Below are 17,692 nucleotides of genomic sequence, written 5' to 3'. Positions count from 1 at the left end.
ATAAGTTCAGTAAAATCAATAGTTTAGAATGATTCAAAACTAACTGGAGTTTTTGTCTCCACTATTCGGCCGAAAACGGGAATAAAAACAGGAGTTTAAAACTCGACTTTTGTTATATGCGAGTGGTGACCAAAGCATATGGAAGTGTTCACGAAAACGTGAGCTAGGCCTGCGGCAATTCGTTTCAGCCCTGAGAGAGCGCAACGGAAACCTCGTCCGGCACTGTTACCCGCTGAGGCAGAAAGCGTGTTGGTCCGACCGGCGCCAAGATATCCGGCTGCTTGCAGGGGCAATCGGCAAGTGCGCTGTCATAGAGCTGCTCACAAGCGTCGGTGGACGATTGACCGGTACGGCCATCAGGCGCAATTCCCGGCTCCTGCCTTGCAGCAGCCGCTACTCCGACAGGACCCGCTGCGTGGGGAAAATGATTTCCACCAATGTGCCCTGATCGGGAGTGGAATCGATATGGAAGCTCGCTCGATTGGCTTCAACCAGCGCCTTGGTCAGCGGAAGCCCCAGGCCGGTGCCACCGCCGCGGCTGGCTGTGTGCAGTTGCCGGAAAGGTTCAAGCGCCGCAGCAAGCTGCTTTGCGGTCATGCCCGTACCCGTATCGCGCACACGCAAGGCGACCTCACCATTGCTTTCAAGAGCCGTCGACAAAATCACCTGTCCGCCGGATTTGTTGTACTTGATGGCATTCGAAAGCAAGTTGAGAACGATCTGGCGCAGGGAACGTGGATCGGCCACGACTTCCGGAACGGAGTCCGGAAGGCTGGCTCTTATGATGACCCTGTCCCTATTGGCCTGTGGCTGCATCAGCGCCACGCACTCGTTGATGACATCGTTTGTCGAAACGGCCGTGAACTTCAAGTCCAGCTTGCCCGCCTCGATCTTGGAAAGGTCCAGAAGATCGTTGATCAGGCTCATGATGTGGGAACCGGATGTACGGATGTCCTTCAGATAGTCCTTGTAACGGTCGTTTCCGATGGCGCCGAAACGCTCTTCCATCATTACCTCGGAAAACCCGATAATCGCATTTAGAGGCGTGCGAATTTCATGGCTGATCTTGGCCAGAAAGTCGGATTTGGCCGAGCTTGCGTCTTCGGCCTGACGCTTGGCCTGCGTCAGCTCTTCTTCAGCCGTCTTCCATTGGGTTATGTCGCGGAGCACGGCGCAATACTTTGCCTCATCCTGACCGTTCGTGATGCGGCCCATGGTCATGAAGAGCGGGATCAGTCCTCCGCTTGGCACTTTGCCAAGCACTTCACGGCCGTCATTGAGAATACTGGCAACACCGTTTCGCGACAGCCCGTCCAGATAGTCCGCGGCCGCCCGATGGCTTTCCGGTGCAAGGAATTCGGTGAAGGGCGCGCCAATCATATCTGCACGGTTCGCGCTGAAAAGGGCCTCAGCTGATCCATTAACCTTGAGAATGGTTCCGCGTTGATCGAGCACAAGCACACCGTCGGTTGCCGTTTCCAGGATGGTGTCCATCTCGGCAATCTGGTTGCGGGCCGTGTCGAGTTCGCCGCGCACTTCGGCAAAAAGTTGGGTGAGGTCGGTGCCGTGGTTGGCACGGTTGCCTTCATCGGACGTTCTGTGATCGAGATCATCAGGCCGTAGCCTCCGTTCCAGGGAACGGAATGCATGTGAGCGTCGACATTCAGGACGCCGCCATCGGCAAGGCGAAGCTTCATTGCCTCATCGACTTCGCCGTCCATGCCTTCTGCATCCGGCAGATCTTCGGTGTCGTCAATGAAAAGAGCTTCCAGACCGCCGGCCTCCGACAAAGTGGCTGTCGTCTTGTAACCGATCATCGTCAGAAGTGCCTTGTTTGCATAAAGCACTTCGCGCTCATGTACGATTGAAATGCCAATCGGCAGTCGGTCCAGAAGGCTGGGATCAATCGGTCCCGCTTCAGGCATTTCAGGCGGAAGCTCTTCTTCGGGTTCTTGAACGGGATCCGGTTCTTCAAAGTCTCCGAGATCGCCTTCCAGGCGCGCGCCGAGTGCTTCCGCAATCTTGCGGAAGGCCTGTCGTTCAGGCCGCGAAAGGCCAGATGTGTCGACCGGTACCACGCGAGGCCTCACCGTTGCGAGCGGAATGACTTCGCCGGTTTTTTGCGGCTCCGGCTCATCAACGTCATCAGCTTCTATGGCCTTGTCTTCCTGCTCGAAGGCCGCTGTTTCTTCGAAGAAATCTTGCTCGTCGGTATCGCTTTGCTCAGTGTCCTTTTCCGAAGCGATTTCTGACGCATCGGTGTCATGGCTCAGAGTGTCTTCATCGGCATTGTCTGGTTCCCGGCTCGTCTCTTGCTGCTCAGTGGATGTGTCAGCAGTAGCGTCGCCATTGTCGAAGAGGTCGGCCGTTGATTTTTCGTTGGCCTTGTAGGTCTTTGCCAACGATTTTACGGCGCTTTCGATTTCAGCTGGCTTGAGAGCCGCCGGACCTGAAATGCCGAGCGGTTCGTCGTCTTGAACTTCAGCGTCAGCTTCGCTCTTGCTTTCCGCGTCTTCCAGGTGCTGATCCGAAGATATCTCGTCGTCGGTCTGGGGTGCCGGTTCGGCGTCGCCATGGTCATCTGTACCGGCGCTATCGGCTGCAGCTGTGAGATTTTCGTCGGCCGATTGATCGTCAGGTGTTTCTTGCTCAGCCTCATCGTCCCCGAGGATCTCGGCAACTTCGGTTATGTCATTGGTGCCGTCTACGGTGTCGAGGGACGCCGCAACTTCCAATTTAGCGTCTTCGTCTGTATCGGCGTCGATCTCTTGCGCGTCAGAGCCTTGCTGGTCACCTTTGTCCAATGCCGCGGCCACCTGCTGCAACTCTTCGGTCAGGGAGAGCGGCTCACCGGTCAATTCATCAGAATTATCGGGCTCCGGGAGAGGTGTCGGCTCTTCAGGCGTTTCTTTGGAAGACTTTCCGGTGAATTTTGCCAGCGAGCCGACAAGCGCGGCCGCACTTGCACCAAGAAAAGTTTTTCCAGCAAAAGAATCCGGTTGTGCCGGCTTCAATTCGTGGAGGTTCTCTGGTTCTGGTTTGGACCCAGCATCATCGGTCGCAATCCCGTTTGCGGTTTCCTGGTTTTCACTGTCTTGTTCGAGAGTATCCAGGTCCTCGGCACCTTGGGTATCGGTGTGGGCTTCGATTTCTAAGTCGTCGTCGGAGGGCAATGCCTCGCCGGATTCTTCTGAAGTGCCGGAATTGACAACCTCAGTGTTTTCTTCAGAAACGTCTGCATCTACATCTGCATCTGCGTCTGCAAGGGCTTCATCATTTGAGGAAGTTATCGTATCCGGATTACTCTCCAATTCGTCTTCGACGGTATCATCCACGTCGGCGACGCTTGCAGTAGTCTCATCTCCAACGTCGTTTGCATTGTTTGCCACAATGGCTCCCGCCGTCGCGACAACCAAGCCGTTTTGGTCTTGAACGGCATCGGCCGAACGGCAAACGCCGAAGCCACGATACCCCTCGAATTTCCGATGGCGGTCAAAAGCGGGCAGGGCGGCCATGTCTACGGGAACGCGCAATGCCGCGCCGGTTACTGGCCAGTCGACGGTCTTTCCGCTCCAGGTGTCGCGCCGGTCCAAAGCTCTTGCAATTTGGCCGCGTGGGTCAAGATCGAACACACTGGCGACTTCGGCCCACGTTTTGCCGACAATGTCTGTCGCAGCCGGGCCCAAAACGTCGGCAAACTCATCGGAGAGGAATGTGAAGCGCTGCTCGATGTCCATCTTCCAGGCAAAGCGTACCGGCCGCCGGAGCGGCTGAAACACAAATTGCCCGGCAGTTTCAGCGCTGTCCGCAATGTCTTCCGGCTCAGGTTCTTCGGCCTCGGTGTCCGTGCCGCCATCGGATCCGTCGCTTTCGTAGCTATCGGTTTCGCTCGCAACTTCGGCTGTCTTGGCCTCTGGTTCACCAGGTTCGGCCTTTGCGATTGCATCGGCATCGTCTGCGGGCGAGTCCAGTTCAGAAACACTGCTTTCCGTGTCCGTGTCGACCTCTTCCGCGTCGGCACGCACCCATGCGGAGGTATCGCTCTCGTTCTCCGCACTGCGGGAACCGTCGGTTTCTGAATTCCGAGGCGGAGTTTCGCTCACGGGATCAGACTGGGTGGGGTCTTCAGGATCGGTGGCCAAATCATCCCCGGCTTGTACCGGTGAGGCTGGATCCGCAGCGAGCGCGGCTGTGCCTGCTCCAGCTGCCAAAATGGCTCCACCGGACAAGGCCTCAAGACCGGGTTCAGCGTCCTCTGGATCGTCATCTAATAGCGGCGTATCGCTTAGAACGATCAGCTTCTGACCGGTCCCAAGATCAAGGGCGGCACCTTCATGCAGTCCGCCATTAATTGTCAAAGGCCCGAAAACCGCATTTTGAGCGTCCGGCAAGTCCGGGTTTTCCGGGGTACCTTCCAGCACACCAATGCGATGTTCGATCTGATCACCGGACATAACGAATGCGGTTGTCGAGCTTGACGCGACCATTTGCGCAAACGTGTCAACGGGATCTTTCGTGGTGATAAGGCCCTTGTCGCCGCAAACGATCAGGGCCGCGGTCTCGCCGTTTCCGAGTTCCAGTTTCTTGCATTGGCAGGTCAACAGCATGACCCTCAGCCCTCGGTAGAATCGAAGCCGGTCGATGCTGAACTTGTCAGTCGCACCGCTTTCGGCAATACGCGCGATATGCGGGCGTGCCGGCGACCGTTCAAGGGACACAAGTCCTCTCAAGTCGGCGACGGAATGCGCGGAAAAAAAGGACGCACCTGCTGCGTTGGCCCAAAGGATACGCGCGCCGTCCGACGACCAAAGCCAGGCAGCTTTTTTGTCGGCGACGAGCTGGACCAGATCATCCTTGGCTGTCAGTTCCAGGAATGATTGGGTCGTACCGTCCATGGCTCAGCTCCAAACTGGTCTGCAACACCGGGTGACAGGGCACGCGGCTGCTGAATTTGCCGCAAGTGGTAAACACTCCGTTAATACAAGCAATCGCCTACGCCGTCCATGTAAAGCAATGTTGTTAAAGGGCTTACATGAAGGCGTGGTTAACCCGAAACGCTGCCCGTTTGCCCGAATGCCATCGCCATGTTACGAACTTTTTGTAAGCTACGTCTTCAACGAGCCCGACCCGAATTTTCTTCCGTCGACCTTAGGAGTGCAGTCATGAGCACAGACAAGAACGGTTTCGAAGTCCCCGAGCAGATGCGCGATTTTGCCGAAAAGAGCGTCGATCAGGCTCGCAAGGCATTTGATGACTTCATGGGTGCCACCCAAAAGGCTGTCACCAACGTGGAAGACAGTGCAAACGCGATGCAGGCGGGCGCAGCGGACGTTAACAAGAAGGCGCTGACCTACGCAGAAGAACATGTCACCGCAGCCTTCAAGTTTGCACAGGATCTGGTCAAGGCAGACAATGTCGAAGACATGATGAAGTTGCAGCAGGACTATCTGCGCAATCAGATGGAAACCCTTGGCGAGCAGACCCGGGAGTTTTCCAACAGCGCCACCAAGGCCGTTCAGGACGCCACCAAGGCCGCACAGAAAAAATAGCATCTGCCTTTAAAAGATTGGCTGGCGCGCTGGGCAACACCGTGCGCGCCAGACCACTTGATTGAGCTCACATGAGCCCACCTTGATGCCTTCTATATTTCGCGCGACCAGAGCGGTTACGTTCAATGGCCGGTTTCCAATTTAGGACATACGCGCCGTATCGGCTCCGGTATCTCCTTGCCGGAAAAGACGAATGCGGCAACATCGCCGAAAAGCCTTGCGGAGTTTTGTTGTGCAGTGCAAAAAAATGTTGCAATGCAACACGACCTGCACTATGTAGTGTTTGCGGATGACGACAAGGTCCGCCGACGAATGGATCGGCGGAAAGAATTTGCACCAATGATCGCATCCGGACTCAAGGAGATGAGATCATGACTGAGACTACTACAGCAAAAGCTGCTCCGAAATCACGTGCCGCCAAGGCTAAAGCTGCACCGGTTGCCGGCGTTGCTTTCCCGGATTTCGAAGCCTTCGCAATGCCTAACATGGAAGTTCCGGTTGCGTTCCGCGAAGCCACTGAAAAGGGCATCGAAAACGCACGTGAAGCATATGCAAAGGTGAAAACCGCAGCTGAAGATGCGACTGACCTGATGGAAGACACATTCGAAACGTCTCGCCAGGGTGTTGTTGAATTCAATCACAAAGCCGTCGACGCTGCTAAAGCCAACACTGATGCCGCTTTCACCTTTGTGAAAGACATCATGTCCGTGAAAACCGTTGCTGAGGCTATTGAGCTTCAGTCTTCTTTCGCACGCCAGCAGTTCGATGCGATGAGCGCACAGACCAAGGAAATGCAGGATCTTGCCACTAAACTCGGCACAGACGTTTCTGCTCCGGTCAAGGAAGCTTTCGAAAAATCCTTCAAGGAATTGAAGGTCAACTAATCCAAGTTGATACTGCGGCGATGCCGCGGAGAACCAACATGTGCCCGGGGCTTTGCCTCGGGCATTTGCTTTTCAACAGGCAGGTTTTTTCATCAAATTTCTCGCTTGCCGGTAAAGCGAAACGGCGTTAGAAGACGCCTTGCAAATGGCGGTTCGGACGAGTATTGTCCGCCCCACTTTGACGACCTTATGCAGACGTAGCTCAGTTGGTTAGAGCGTCGGATTGTGGCTCCGAAGGTCGGTGGTTCGAATCCACTCGTCTGTACCATTTTCAACTGAATGTCTTACTGCCCGCCGCATCGACGCGCCGAGCGCCGATTGCGTGGCTGCGATAATTACAACTTGTTACAGATAGCCCCGTCGTTGGCATAAGTGTGCGACGCGGTGCGATTACAATCTGATGGGATTGCTCCTCTAATCGCGAGTAGTTCCATGTCGAAAAGCACCGCAATATTTGTGACCCTTAGCCTTCTGGCTCTATCACTATCGTTTACGTCCTCCGGTACTGCAGCAGCCCCAGGTGAAAGCACAGCGCTTCGAGACATAAGCAAAATTCAAGTTGATGACCGACGACTGACTGAGGCTGTCGCTTCCAGAACGTTGACTTGGCTGACAGGAAACTCAGCGAACAACGACTACATTTCTGTAGGCCGCTTGGCCAATTTTTTCGGGTTCGTGGGACTAAGGGTTGCGAGTGGACACAGTCTCAAGCGGAGCCGGATAGCCCAAGAAACACTGTCCGTATTGAACGAGCGGCAACGTGCAGCAATGGTGTCGCTGGTACGCGATCAAATGGACGCGTTGAAAGATGCTCAAGAGGCGCGCCAGGAGATGAACCGTGCCTTGGAAGGGTTGCTTGCGTTTGAACCCTTAAGCAAGGAGCACTTCATAGATCTTGGGCGCGACTATGGTGCGCGCGAGGCAGAGCTTGGGCGTGTGCTTGCACAAACTTTTGGAGACATTGCCCAAACACTTTCAGCCGACCAGAAGCAGACGCTGACAGCCATTCGCGTTGCGCACATGTCAGGAGAAGCTCAGCAAGGCAACGGTGCTGGCGGCCTGAGATTTAAGAAACTTTCAAAGGCGGACAAAAAAGAGCTGGTGAATATTTCAGCCAGGTTCTTGAGTTGGACAACCGGATCCCAAGACTTCAATGATTTCGAAGTGGTCGGCAAACCAAGTCAGCATTTTGGCTTTGTGGCCCTGCGGATAGATTCCAATCATGGCGTGAAGCGAGGGGTCGTTGCTGAACAGGTGATGGAGATCCTCACTCCTTCCCAGGTCGACCGGCTAAGAGAAGCTGCCTTGCACAATGCCACGGAATTTCCAAAGTTCTTGGCTGTAAGAGCTCAGCTTATGCGTGTTCTCGAAATCTCGTTGTCCGGTCAACGCATCGACACCTCCCGTGTTGCACACCTGGGGGCGGAAATTGGAGAGATCGAGGCGGACATGACCTGGTCCCAGGCCATGGCGATGTTGGATGTCAGAAACGGGTTGTCGGAAGTGCAGTCGGAAGAGTTGCTGGCAATGAGGGCCAGGTTCACCGCCCAACCCGATGCCGTGACTATTGAGGCCCCGATCGAGAGGGGAAGACAGCTATTTGCGCAATGTGCACTTTGCCACAATTCCGACAATCAACAGTCAGTTGGCCCTTTTCTTGATGATGTTGTTGGTAAGCCGATCGCGAGTGATCCTGCATTTGATCGCTATTCGCCAGCACTGCTTGAATACGCCAGGGCCGAGCGCATTTGGAGCGAGGAAAAACTGGATGAATTTCTTCGGTCTCCAAAAAACTTGGTTCCTGGCACAATAATGGGTTTTAACGGCTACGAGTTGGCCGAAGACCGATCAGCGTTGATCGCTTATTTGAAATCTCGGAAATGAGTCTTTTAAGAGCTTGGTCTATTTGCCGGATGTTGGAAACAAGCGCAAACATTGTGCCTGAACGCGCAAGTTCAAGGCTATTCTGGGTTTTGGAAAGCCTCTTTCGTGCAACGATGAACGGAAAGTGGCGGCCCGGTTGGCTCAGTGGTCAACCGGTGCCCATTCTTTCAAGGTGAAAGGGAAAGGAAGACGCGGCGCAGTGGCCGCGTCTTCCACAATCAGGCTGACAGATCGAACAACAAGAACTCGGCGTCAAGCGATGCGACGAGTGACACCTCGCCAGCCTGGAGCAGGCCGAGCCCGTCTCCAGCCGCAAGGGTCTGCCCGTCCACACCAAGTGCGCCTTTTACGATTTGCAGCCAGCCCTTTCGTCCAGGCCGAATTTCGATTGCAACGCTCTTGCCGGCTGATAGCAGCGAGGCATAAAGGTCTACATCCTGGTGGATTACCACCGAGCCTCGGCGGCCATCCCGGGATCCAATCAGCCTCAGGTTGTCCCGTCTTTCTGCAGTGGGAAATGTTTTCTGCTCATAGCCGGGCGTCAAGCCATCTTTCTCAGGAACGATCCAGATCTGGAGGAAGTGAACCGGATCCGTGTCGGAGTGATTGTATTCACTATGATGCACTCCGGTTCCTGCGCTCATTCTTTGAAGGTCACCTTCCCGTATGACCGAACCGGTTCCAAGCGAGTCCTTGTGTTCCAAAGCACCTGAAACGACGTAAGAGATAATTTCCATATTTTTGTGCGGGTGCGTCGGAAACCCCGCGCTCGGAGCTACCTTGTCTTCATTAATCACTCGCAAAGCGCCAAAACCGCTGTGTTTCGGGTCGTAGTAGGAGCCAAAGGAGAATGTATGCTTGCTTTTCAGCCAGCCGAAATCCGCGTTTCCACGTTCGGCGGATGGTCGAAGTAGTTGGTTCATCTCTCGATCCTTTCCCAATTCCTGGCATCGGAGAGTTTGCCGATGCGCCGTTGGGCTAAAGATCGTTGCTATGTTTTATTTTACAATTGCGTCAAATATTGACAATTAGTCATTGATTTTTGAACAGTGCTTATTGAACTGCTTTGGGCAGATCGGCACGCAATCGATTGCGTTCGGCAATTTCTTTTGAGCGGGCACCATCCACAATAAGTTCGCGGCCTCTGGGATCGAAGGCCACCTTGAAAGTAAATGCTTCCGGGGACGGCCCGTTGTCGCCTAGAAGCTCATGACGTTCGACTGCTTCGGCCCAATCCGGCTGATGGTTTTCCGGCACCCACCATAATGCATAGGCCGGATAATCTTCAGCGTCCTTCACGAACAAATGGCCAAGGCGCAGGATTTCCGCATGTGTGCCGCGATAGACGGCGGCAAGCGCACCATCCAGATCTTGCCAGAGAGAAATGGTGGAAGGGGCCCAGCCGTCACCGTTGTCGATCCAGTATTTGGGAAACACCTGTTCGCCCCAGCTCCGCGTTCCGGGCTCGTCTTCGTATCCGGAACGGGCAATGAAACCTTCTGCGCGTTCCATCGCGGCCCAGACAGCTGGTTCATTGGAAAAAAAGGCATCATTGGAAGGATCGTCCGCCCGCTTGCGAAATTGGGCGAATGTATAAAGAGCGAGCCAGTGGCCGAACATGTCTCCTCCTCGTTCGGTCATTTCCCATCGAACACTGTCCGCATTCGCGTTCGACTTCAAGTCCGAGCGTTGCCCATAGGCCGGAATAACAGGTAATTTGGCTGGAAAAATTTTGCAGCCTGGTCTAATCGCAAGTGTCACGCCTGGTGAATAAAGTCGGGCTCTTGGGACATGAACAACAAGGACGCTGGTTTGGAAGATCTCAGCCTATTGTCACTCGGCCTGTTGGCTCTTGCACTTCTGGCCACTGGCGTCGTTGCCGGCATCATTGCCGGGCTCCTTGGAGTTGGCGGCGGAATCGTGATCGTTCCTGTTCTCTACTACATGTTCACGGCTCTTAAAATCGATCCTTCCGTGCTGATGCATGTTGCGGTTGGAACGTCATTGGCGACGATCCTGGCGACCGGTACGTCTTCGGCGCGCGCTCATTTCAAGCGTGGCAGTGTCGACACAGATCTCCTGAAACGCTGGTGGTGGGCGATCGCAATAGGTGTGATCGCAGGCGCCTCGCTTGCAGGGAACATTTCCGGTGGAGCGTTGACACTTGTCTTTGGGGTTGTCGCCCTGGCGGTGTCAGCCAACATGATGTTCCGAAAGGAAGGTTCCCACCTGGCAGATAAACTGCCCGGTGCGCCGCTTAAGGAGTTGCTCGGGTTCCTGATCGGTGGAATATCGGTCATGATGGGTATTGGCGGCGGGACACTTGGCGTGCCGACCCTGACGCTGTTCAATTACCCGATCAGAAAGGCCGTTGGAACCGCAGCCGCAATTGGCCTGATTATCGCTGTGCCCGGAACCTTGCTCTCAATCTGGTTCGGGTGGGGTGTGGAGGGGCGTCCTCCGTTTTCCCTTGGCTATGTGAACCTCATCGGCTTCCTGTTGATCATTCCGGCGTCCACACTCGCGGCCCCGCTCGGGGTGAAAATCGCCCATGCGATCGATCCGTCCAAGCTGAAGCTTGTTTTTGCGCTTTTTCTCGGGTTTACCGGACTTCGCATGATCTATGGTGTTCTGGTTTAGAACGGCGAGCAGATTTCGTGATGGTTGGATCAAAAGGATTCATTGGTCCTCAGATCGATAATCGGCGATAGTCTCCCTTCTTCGTGCGGCATGGTCCGCCCCTCAATTCTTGGACGGAAATGCTGGACAAAAATGTCACCCTCAGTCTCAAAGGCTGCATTCAGGGCGCTTTGCTCTGCATTCCGGTGTTCCCCGGCATTATCGCGCTAAGCGCCGTGTTCGGTACAGTTGCAGCACAAAAGGGACTGACCTTCCTGGAAACACTGATGATCAATTCGCTCGTGTTTGCGGGTGCCAGTCAGTTTGTTGCAATGGAAGTCTACAACCAGCCGCTGACCTGGGGATTGCTGATCGCAATGGTCGGCGTTACCGGGGCCGTCAACATGCGCATGCTGTTGATCGGGGCAAGCCTCAGGCCCTGGCTCGGGCAAGTGCCTGGATATCAAACCTACCCAGCTCTCTTCTTCCTGACCGACCTGAACTGGCTGCTGGCCATTTCCCAATATGAAAAGGGAACGCGTGACTGGGGTGTTTTCCTCGGAAGCGGCCTGACCATCTGGGCCGTTTGGTCGCTTTCGGTAATACCAGGCTACTTCGCAGGCAGTCTTATCACGGACCCGAAGGCATTTGGTCTTGATGTCATCCTGCCCGCATTTTTTGCCGCGCTGCTCGTGCCGCTCTGGAAGGGAAAACGCCAGACGGTCAGCTGGCTTGTTGCCGGCGGTGTCGCCTGGGTGACGTGGATTGCGGTCGGTGGCTATTGGAGCATTTTCACAGGAGCGGTCGCAGGCGCCGTTGCGGGAGCTTACCTGGATGAGTGAAGCGATCGCAGCAAGTGGCGCTCTGCCATCGGACTGGATGTTCGTTGTTGCCGTGATCGGGATGGTGGCGGTCACCTATTCCTTGCGCGCCGGTGGATATTGGCTCATGGGCCGTTTGTCGATCACGCCGCGTGTTCGGCGCGGCCTGGAAGCACTGCCGGGCGCAATCATCGTGTCGACCATTCTTCCGATCGTCCTCAAGGGCGGGATTGCCGTCGGGCTTTGTCTCGTTGTGGCCATCGCCGCCCAAGTGAAACTCAAGAAAGAATATGCAGCTGTATTCTGCGCGGCTCTGGTCGCAGCTGGCCTGAGAGCCGTCGGGATCTAGACTGTCCTGAGAATTGCTTGGGCGCGTGCCGCAGTCTCCTCACGGCTGCCTCCGGCATACACTTCCTGCCAATCCAATTGGCCCAGTTCGTATCCGAGCTGTCTTTCGATCACATCCGTGGTTGCATCAGATGCATCATCCAGGCGCTGGGCAACGCGCTTTTTCAGCGTGGCTTCCGGAGCAGTCAACCAGAGGCCCTGGAAGTCCGCCTCCACGCGATTGGCAATTTCTTCTATGCGCCGGCGTTCGCTTTCGGACGCAAAAACCGCGTCAAACATAGCTGAATGTCCTGCAGCCAAGATGCACTGAATGGTGTCGTCGACTACATGATAGACCTCGTTGGAGGCCTCCAGCGTATATGCCTCAGGCGGGGCTTTCTCGGTTTCGGGAATGTTCAGGATTTTCTTTCGCATTACGTCGGTTCGAAGGACGCGTGCACCGGGTGCACGGCCGATGGTTGGCGCAAGTGCATAGGCCAATGTGGTCTTCCCGGTGCCCGAGAGGCCGCCCACGGCCACAAGGCGGGTCAAGGCCGGCGCCAGAAACTCCTGCGAATATCGGAAATACTTCCGGGCTTGCTCCTGCTGGCCTTGCCGGAGGTTCGGATCCGATTGCGCGAGTGCGGCACTTGCCGCAATTTTCGAACGTATGGCCGCGCGCATCATCATGAAGAAAGGCAAGGCGGCAAGGCCTTCGGGATGCTCGTCCAATTGGCTCTTGTCGAGATATCTGTTGAAGACGCGATTGGCAGCACTTGGCTGTCCGCGCTCCCAAAGGTCCATGAGAAGAAATGCAAGGTCGTAGAGAATGTCGCCGGTTGCGATGGAATCGGAGAACTCCACCGCATCGAACAGCACCGGCTTAGTGTCGATCAGGACGATATTGCGCAAGTGCGCATCGCCGTGGCACCGGCGGATGAGCTTCTGGTCTCCGCGCCGGAGGATCAGGTCCCGCAGGGATGATAGAGTGGTTCGTGAGGTCTCCGTCAGGTGCCGGACATCTTCTGTCGGAAACAGGTCAGGATGCTCATGAAAAGCAGCATCATTCTGTTCGACATAGGTGGCGAGTTCCTCATAAAAAGCGACGCCGTCACGCACCGGAGCCTCGTCATGCGCTGCTAGCATCATGTCGGCAAGGTCTTCGCACAACGCATCGCTGAACGGTGCCTTGCCTGCCTGCACGTCCAGCTCGTCCCGACGTTCGAAACGGTTCATTTCGACCGCCCAGTCAATAGAGGGACCATTGCCGTCGAAGGAAAGTGTGCCATCAGCGTTTTCAGTGATGGCCCGCGCCTTCAGATAGACCTGCGGTGCGTTTGGTTTGTTGAAAGTGATTTCGGCCTTGCAGGCTTCTTCTCTGAGCGCGAGTGTGGAATAGTCCAGGAAAGGATATTTGACGTCCCGTTTCACCTTGTAGGCTTTGCTGCCGACAAGAAAAACGACGTTGGCATGCGTGTCGATCCGCTTGTTATCCGGACGTTCCGGGTCGTCAGACTTCAAACCCATGAGAAACTCAAAGACTTTGTTCTGGGTTTGTGTATGGACCATGTCGTTTCCTTTATCTCGCCTGCCGGTAGACCTTGCCCCAGGTTCAGTACAGCTGCGTTTGATCCTTCTCAATGTGAGGTGACAGCGATGTGTCACAAATAATCTGGATTGTCAGCAAAAGGAGGCTCTCATGAGCGAATATCCTGCTTTGAAAAAGATCAGGCTCAACCTGGCCAGGACCAAAGAGTTTCCGCAAGGTTCCGCACGCCATGGCTACGAGTTCACGGCACCTTTGGACGGTACCGGACATATCGACGCTGCCTTGTGGAAGAAAGAGCGTGATCATTGCCGGGTACGTCGATTCTGGGGTGATGAACAAGAGGATATCGGCCATCTGATTCACCGTCCGGGCGGATCATGGGCTTTTCACTATGACATCGATGGAGATGACGACGATGAAGCGGGCTACCGTTTCGGGGCCCACGCGTTTAATCCGGGTGAATATGTTTCCATCAAGGACGAAGATGGCGAGCTTCACACGTTTCAAGTGGTGACGGTTCTGTCGATCTGAGCTTTACCGCATATTTGTGTGACAGAAGCGCCGTTTTACCGGCGCTTTTTTTGTGCGTGGACAAGAGGACACTCCGCAGCAAATGGAAAGCATCATGCATATCAATCCAATTGGGAATGATCTCATTGCCAATTAATCTGATTTCAGCGTCTAACGGCATGATCTTTGTTACGCTATAGAATGAACAGCGAATGTTGCGAACTGGGAGCTGAAAAACATGAGCCAGATGACCGGTGGAGAATTGTTGGTCGGCGCGTTGGAACGGCATGGGGCCGACCGCGTGTTCTGCGTCCCTGGTGAGAGTTATCTGGCAGTTCTCGATGCTCTTTTCGACGCATCGATCCCGGTCACCGTCTGCCGCCAGGAAGGCGGTGCGGCAATGATGGCAGACGCTCATGCGAAATTGACCGGCAAGCCTGGCATCTGCATGGTGACCCGGGGGCCGGGCGCGACAAACGCCTCGGCGGGGGTTCACATTGCTGCGCAGGATTCCACGCCGATGATCCTATTCATCGGCCAGATCGAACGCGGTATGCGCGAGCGCGAAGCGTTCCAGGAAGTCGACTACCGGCAGATGTTTGGCGGAATTGCCAAGTGGGTTGCCGAGATTGATCAGGCTGACCGGGTTCCAGAATTCATCTCACGCGCCTATCACGTGGCGACATCGGGTCGCCCCGGTCCGGTGGTTCTTGCGCTTCCGGAAGACATGCTCGTGGAAACCGCCGACGTTGCGCAGCCAGCAGCCTGGATCCAGACCGAGACCTACCCGGGCCTCACGCAAATGGCAGATCTTCAAAAACGGCTTTGGGCCGCCGAAAGACCGATTGCCATACTTGGCGGCAGTCGCTGGTCAGAAGACGCGGTCGCGGCCTTTACGCGCTTTGCGGAACGCTTCGATCTTCCGGTCGCCTGTTCCTTCCGCAGGCAGATGCTGTTCGACAATCTTCACGGAAACTACGCGGGGGATGTCGGGATCGGCATCAATCCGAAACTGTTGGCACGTATCAAGGCTTCCGATCTCATTTTGCTTGTCGGTGGTCGGCTTTCCGAAATGCCAAGCCAGTCCTATTCGTTGCTTGAGATCCCGTCTCCGGTGCAACAGCTTGTCCATATTCATCCGGATGCTGAAGAGCTCGGCCGAGTTTATGTTTCCGCGCTTGCAATCCACGCGAGCCCGACTGCGTTTGCCAAGGCGCTGGAAGGGGTGCAGCCCCCGAACGAGTTGAAAAATGCCGGTCAAAGCGAAACCGCGCATCAGGATTATCTCGACTGGTCAGGAGCACGGCCGCAAACGCCGGGAGACCTTCAGATGGCCGGTGTCATGGACTGGCTGGAAGCAAATCTTGCCGATGACACCATTTGCACCAACGGTGCGGGGAACTATGCAACCTGGCTTCACCGCTTCCACCGCTTTCGCCGGTTTGGAACACAGGCAGCTCCAACTTCCGGTTCCATGGGATATGGTCTTCCCGCCGCTGTTGCCTCGAAGCTTGCGTTTCCAGATCGGGAAGTGGTCTGTTTTGCAGGCGACGGATGTCTTCAAATGACCATGCAAGAGTTCGGCACGGCCTGCCAGGAAGGTGCCAATATCATCGTGCTCGTTGTCGACAACGGCATGTATGGCACCATTCGCATGCACCAGGAACGCACCTATCCTGGCCGTCCGTCAGCGACAAAACTGGTCAATCCGGATTTTGCCGACTTGGCCAAAAGCTATCGTGCCTTTGGTGAGACCGTCGAAACCACCGCAGAGTTCGGTCCGGCTTTTGAACGTGCACGGGCTTCCGGCCAACCGGCATTCTTGCATCTCAAGCTGGATCCGGAAGCGATCACTCCGGCTGCAAGCCTTAGCCAAATTCGAACAGCTGCCTTGGACAAGCACTAAACGGCGCAAGCCCTGTCAAGGCTGCTATTGGCTCAGTTCTGCTCCGGTTCGGTTTTCAGTTTTTGCTCATTGACGCTGAGTGAGACGATGACACCGGCCACGGCGACTGCGAGGCCGAACCAGAAGGCGGTGTGCAATCCTTCAGCAAAGCTGTCGCGAACGGCGGCTGTGACTGTCTCTGCATTTTTGCTGTTCAATTTGTCGATGATCGCAGCTACGGCTGGATCCTTGAGCGTTCCTGCCGCAAGCGTGTGTACGTCCTCAGGTCCAAGCTTTATCGCAGCGGCAGCCAGGGCATTCTCGACCACTCTGGTTGCCGAGAGAAACATCATCGACGTTGCAAATGCGATGCCGATGGCACCCAGCCCTAAATGGAACATGAAGGACAGTCCCCCGGCAAGGCCGGCTCCCTTTGCCCCGACCGCATTGACGGCTGCTGTCCCGGCCGGACCAAAGACGAGTCCTCCCCCCAATCCGACCAAGACCATGACCGGCACAAGTGCGAGGTAACCCCAGGACGTTTGCAGGAAGAGCATTCCGATGCAGCCTGCCATCAGGAAGGCGTGACCGAGCGACATCAGTTTTCGGGGCCCAACGGAATTGTAGTAGTTTCCAACGGCAAGGTTCATCGACGCGACGACGACAGCCAGAGGCAACATGCCCATCGCGCTCCAGAAGATCGACCAGCCAAGAACCTTTTGCATGTATTGAGGCAGATAAAGCAGGCAAAGAAAAAGGACGATGGCAGGCAGGCCGTTCAAGGCAAGCGTACGGACAAATTGGTGATTACGCATCATCGACACCGGGATCATCGGATCCTGCACGGCCTTCTCGATAAAGGGAAACAAAACGAAAAGGACACAGGCGATTGCAAACAGCGAAAGCGTGACCCAGTCGGTCCAGCCGTGATCTGCACCGACGTCCAATCCGAAAAGCAGGCAGAAAACTCCGCCCGCGAGGACGGCCATTCCCGCAAGATCCACCACCTCGTCAGTGTTGTGTTCCCTTTCCTTTTCAATAAAACGCGCAATCAAGATCATGGCGATCAAGGCAAAAACCAAATTGAAAACGAAGAAACCGCGCCAATCGCCAAACTCGGCCAACGTGCCGGCGATGAAGGGTGCAAGTACGTTGCCGCCGGCAACCGTGCCCATCAGGATGCCCATCGCCTGAGCCCGTTCGTCTTCTTCGACAGACGTTGCCGCCAGCGCAAGAATGCAGGGCCAGATGAGCGCAGAACCTATCCCTTGTAACGCTCTGGCGACGATTAGGGCGGTTACGTTGGGTGCCAGGATGCAGGCAAGGGAAGCAAACAGGAAAATGGCAAGTCCGATAAGCACAAATCTGCGATGACCGAGCATGTCACCGAGCCTGCCACCTGCCACCAAACCCATTGAAAGCGTGAGTGCGTAGGCATTGAGCACCCATTGGGTGGTGGTGATGTCGACTGAGTATTCCTGCTCGATAGGCGTCACAAGCAGCATGGCACCGGTAAAGTCGGTCCCTATCAAGAACGAGGGGATAGAAACAGCTGCAAGAATTCGTTTCGCTTTTCCATCCATTTGACTTCCCCCAACGTCATTAACATCACGTTAGGTCATAAGCTGAAGGAGCGAAACGCTGAAAAACGCCATGGGCGTAAG

The 17,692-nt window shown here is 55.4% G+C and carries 14 protein-coding genes and 1 tRNA gene; 9 read left to right on the top strand and 6 right to left on the bottom strand.

Annotated features, from left to right (window positions below):
* Positions 1–393: 393 nt before the first annotated feature.
* Together ACZ1HV_RS10165 and ACZ1HV_RS10160 are read right to left on the bottom strand one after the other, a co-directional pair.
* Positions 394–1,494 carry a PAS domain-containing sensor histidine kinase gene (locus ACZ1HV_RS10165; RefSeq protein ID WP_472717998.1) on the bottom strand — a complete coding sequence of 367 codons (1,101 nt, stop codon included), beginning with the start codon at positions 1,492–1,494 and terminating at the stop codon, positions 394–396.
* Entirely contained in the window at positions 1,377–4,895 is a 3,519-nt protein-coding gene (locus tag ACZ1HV_RS10160) for a PAS domain-containing protein (RefSeq protein WP_472717997.1), read from the bottom strand. Before ACZ1HV_RS10160 ends, ACZ1HV_RS10165 begins: the two co-directional genes overlap by 118 nt.
* 267 nt (positions 4,896–5,162) lie before the next feature.
* On the opposite strand from ACZ1HV_RS10160, the gene ACZ1HV_RS10155 reads away from it, so the two are divergent.
* From ACZ1HV_RS10155 to ACZ1HV_RS10140, 4 genes are all read left to right on the top strand, one after another.
* Complete coding sequence (locus tag ACZ1HV_RS10155) at positions 5,163–5,549, top strand: phasin (RefSeq protein ID WP_298820969.1); 387 nt, start codon at positions 5,163–5,165, stop codon at positions 5,547–5,549.
* 371 nt (positions 5,550–5,920) lie between these two features.
* Positions 5,921–6,433, top strand: coding sequence for a phasin (locus ACZ1HV_RS10150; protein ID WP_472717996.1), 513 nt, complete (start codon positions 5,921–5,923; stop codon positions 6,431–6,433).
* A gap of 191 nt (positions 6,434–6,624) precedes the next feature.
* Positions 6,625–6,701: transfer RNA gene (locus ACZ1HV_RS10145), tRNA-His, on the top strand.
* Between the two features lie 164 nt (positions 6,702–6,865).
* Positions 6,866–8,317, top strand: coding sequence for a c-type cytochrome (locus ACZ1HV_RS10140; RefSeq protein WP_472717995.1), 1,452 nt, complete (start codon positions 6,866–6,868; stop codon positions 8,315–8,317).
* A 218-nt stretch (positions 8,318–8,535) separates the two neighbouring features.
* Here the strand turns inward: ACZ1HV_RS10140 and ACZ1HV_RS10135 are convergent, their stop codons facing one another.
* Together ACZ1HV_RS10135 and ACZ1HV_RS10130 are read right to left on the bottom strand one after the other, a co-directional pair.
* Positions 8,536–9,240, bottom strand: coding sequence for a pirin family protein (locus ACZ1HV_RS10135; protein WP_298984782.1), 705 nt, complete (start codon positions 9,238–9,240; stop codon positions 8,536–8,538).
* A gap of 130 nt (positions 9,241–9,370) precedes the next feature.
* Positions 9,371–9,958, bottom strand: a complete 588-nt coding sequence (locus ACZ1HV_RS10130) for a DUF3291 domain-containing protein (protein ID WP_472717994.1) — start codon at positions 9,956–9,958, stop codon at positions 9,371–9,373.
* A gap of 150 nt (positions 9,959–10,108) precedes the next feature.
* On the opposite strand from ACZ1HV_RS10130, the gene ACZ1HV_RS10125 reads away from it, so the two are divergent.
* The 3 genes from ACZ1HV_RS10125 (at position 10,109) to ACZ1HV_RS10115 (ending at position 12,106) form a co-directional block, all read left to right on the top strand.
* On the top strand, positions 10,109–10,957 hold the full coding sequence (locus ACZ1HV_RS10125) for a sulfite exporter TauE/SafE family protein (RefSeq protein WP_472717993.1): 849 nt from the start codon (positions 10,109–10,111) through the stop codon (positions 10,955–10,957).
* A gap of 119 nt (positions 10,958–11,076) precedes the next feature.
* On the top strand, positions 11,077–11,778 hold the full coding sequence (locus tag ACZ1HV_RS10120) for an AzlC family ABC transporter permease (RefSeq protein ID WP_298984784.1): 702 nt from the start codon (positions 11,077–11,079) through the stop codon (positions 11,776–11,778).
* A complete protein-coding gene (locus ACZ1HV_RS10115; RefSeq protein WP_298820954.1) occupies positions 11,771–12,106 on the top strand; it encodes an AzlD family protein in 336 nt (111 codons plus the stop codon). The genes ACZ1HV_RS10120 and ACZ1HV_RS10115 overlap by 8 nt, the downstream gene beginning before the upstream one ends.
* On the opposite strand, the gene ACZ1HV_RS10110 is transcribed toward ACZ1HV_RS10115, so the two are convergent.
* On the bottom strand, positions 12,103–13,653 hold the full coding sequence (locus tag ACZ1HV_RS10110; protein WP_472717992.1) for a bifunctional aminoglycoside phosphotransferase/ATP-binding protein: 1,551 nt from the start codon (positions 13,651–13,653) through the stop codon (positions 12,103–12,105). The two genes, ACZ1HV_RS10115 and ACZ1HV_RS10110, sit on opposite strands and share 4 nt — an antisense overlap.
* Positions 13,654–13,783: 130 nt before the next feature.
* Between ACZ1HV_RS10110 and ACZ1HV_RS10105 the strand changes: the two genes are divergently transcribed.
* Both ACZ1HV_RS10105 and ACZ1HV_RS10100 read left to right on the top strand, forming a co-directional pair.
* Positions 13,784–14,164, top strand: coding sequence for a hypothetical protein (locus ACZ1HV_RS10105; protein ID WP_298820951.1), 381 nt, complete (start codon positions 13,784–13,786; stop codon positions 14,162–14,164).
* A gap of 217 nt (positions 14,165–14,381) precedes the next feature.
* Entirely contained in the window at positions 14,382–16,049 is a 1,668-nt protein-coding gene (locus ACZ1HV_RS10100) for a thiamine pyrophosphate-binding protein (RefSeq protein WP_472717991.1), read from the top strand.
* Positions 16,050–16,081: 32 nt separating this feature from the next.
* Here the strand turns inward: ACZ1HV_RS10100 and ACZ1HV_RS10095 are convergent, their stop codons facing one another.
* Positions 16,082–17,611 carry an MFS transporter gene (locus ACZ1HV_RS10095; protein ID WP_472717990.1) on the bottom strand — a complete coding sequence of 510 codons (1,530 nt, stop codon included), beginning with the start codon at positions 17,609–17,611 and terminating at the stop codon, positions 16,082–16,084.
* Positions 17,612–17,692: the final 81 nt, after the last annotated feature.

Source organism: Roseibium sp. JB4-4, from assembly GCF_055693425.1.
This window is presented reverse-complemented; position numbering and strand designations above follow the sequence as displayed.

Excerpts from the sequence above, each read along its gene's own strand:
- ACZ1HV_RS10165 (WP_472717998.1), bottom strand. The coding sequence starts at position 1,494 with ATGGACACCATCCTGGAAACGGCAACCGACGGTGTGCTTGTGCTCGAT.
- ACZ1HV_RS10160 (WP_472717997.1), bottom strand. The coding sequence starts at position 4,895 with ATGGACGGTACGACCCAATCATTCCTGGAACTGACAGCCAAGGATGAT.
- ACZ1HV_RS10155 (WP_298820969.1), top strand. The coding sequence starts at position 5,163 with ATGAGCACAGACAAGAACGGTTTCGAAGTCCCCGAGCAGATGCGCGAT.
- ACZ1HV_RS10150 (WP_472717996.1), top strand. The coding sequence starts at position 5,921 with ATGACTGAGACTACTACAGCAAAAGCTGCTCCGAAATCACGTGCCGCC.
- ACZ1HV_RS10140 (WP_472717995.1), top strand. The coding sequence starts at position 6,866 with ATGTCGAAAAGCACCGCAATATTTGTGACCCTTAGCCTTCTGGCTCTA.
- ACZ1HV_RS10135 (WP_298984782.1), bottom strand. The coding sequence starts at position 9,240 with ATGAACCAACTACTTCGACCATCCGCCGAACGTGGAAACGCGGATTTC.
- ACZ1HV_RS10130 (WP_472717994.1), bottom strand. The coding sequence starts at position 9,958 with ATGACCGAACGAGGAGGAGACATGTTCGGCCACTGGCTCGCTCTTTAT.
- ACZ1HV_RS10125 (WP_472717993.1), top strand. The coding sequence starts at position 10,109 with ATGAACAACAAGGACGCTGGTTTGGAAGATCTCAGCCTATTGTCACTC.
- ACZ1HV_RS10120 (WP_298984784.1), top strand. The coding sequence starts at position 11,077 with ATGCTGGACAAAAATGTCACCCTCAGTCTCAAAGGCTGCATTCAGGGC.
- ACZ1HV_RS10115 (WP_298820954.1), top strand. The coding sequence starts at position 11,771 with ATGAGTGAAGCGATCGCAGCAAGTGGCGCTCTGCCATCGGACTGGATG.
- ACZ1HV_RS10110 (WP_472717992.1), bottom strand. The coding sequence starts at position 13,653 with ATGGTCCATACACAAACCCAGAACAAAGTCTTTGAGTTTCTCATGGGT.
- ACZ1HV_RS10105 (WP_298820951.1), top strand. The coding sequence starts at position 13,784 with ATGAGCGAATATCCTGCTTTGAAAAAGATCAGGCTCAACCTGGCCAGG.
- ACZ1HV_RS10100 (WP_472717991.1), top strand. The coding sequence starts at position 14,382 with ATGAGCCAGATGACCGGTGGAGAATTGTTGGTCGGCGCGTTGGAACGG.
- ACZ1HV_RS10095 (WP_472717990.1), bottom strand. The coding sequence starts at position 17,611 with ATGGATGGAAAAGCGAAACGAATTCTTGCAGCTGTTTCTATCCCCTCG.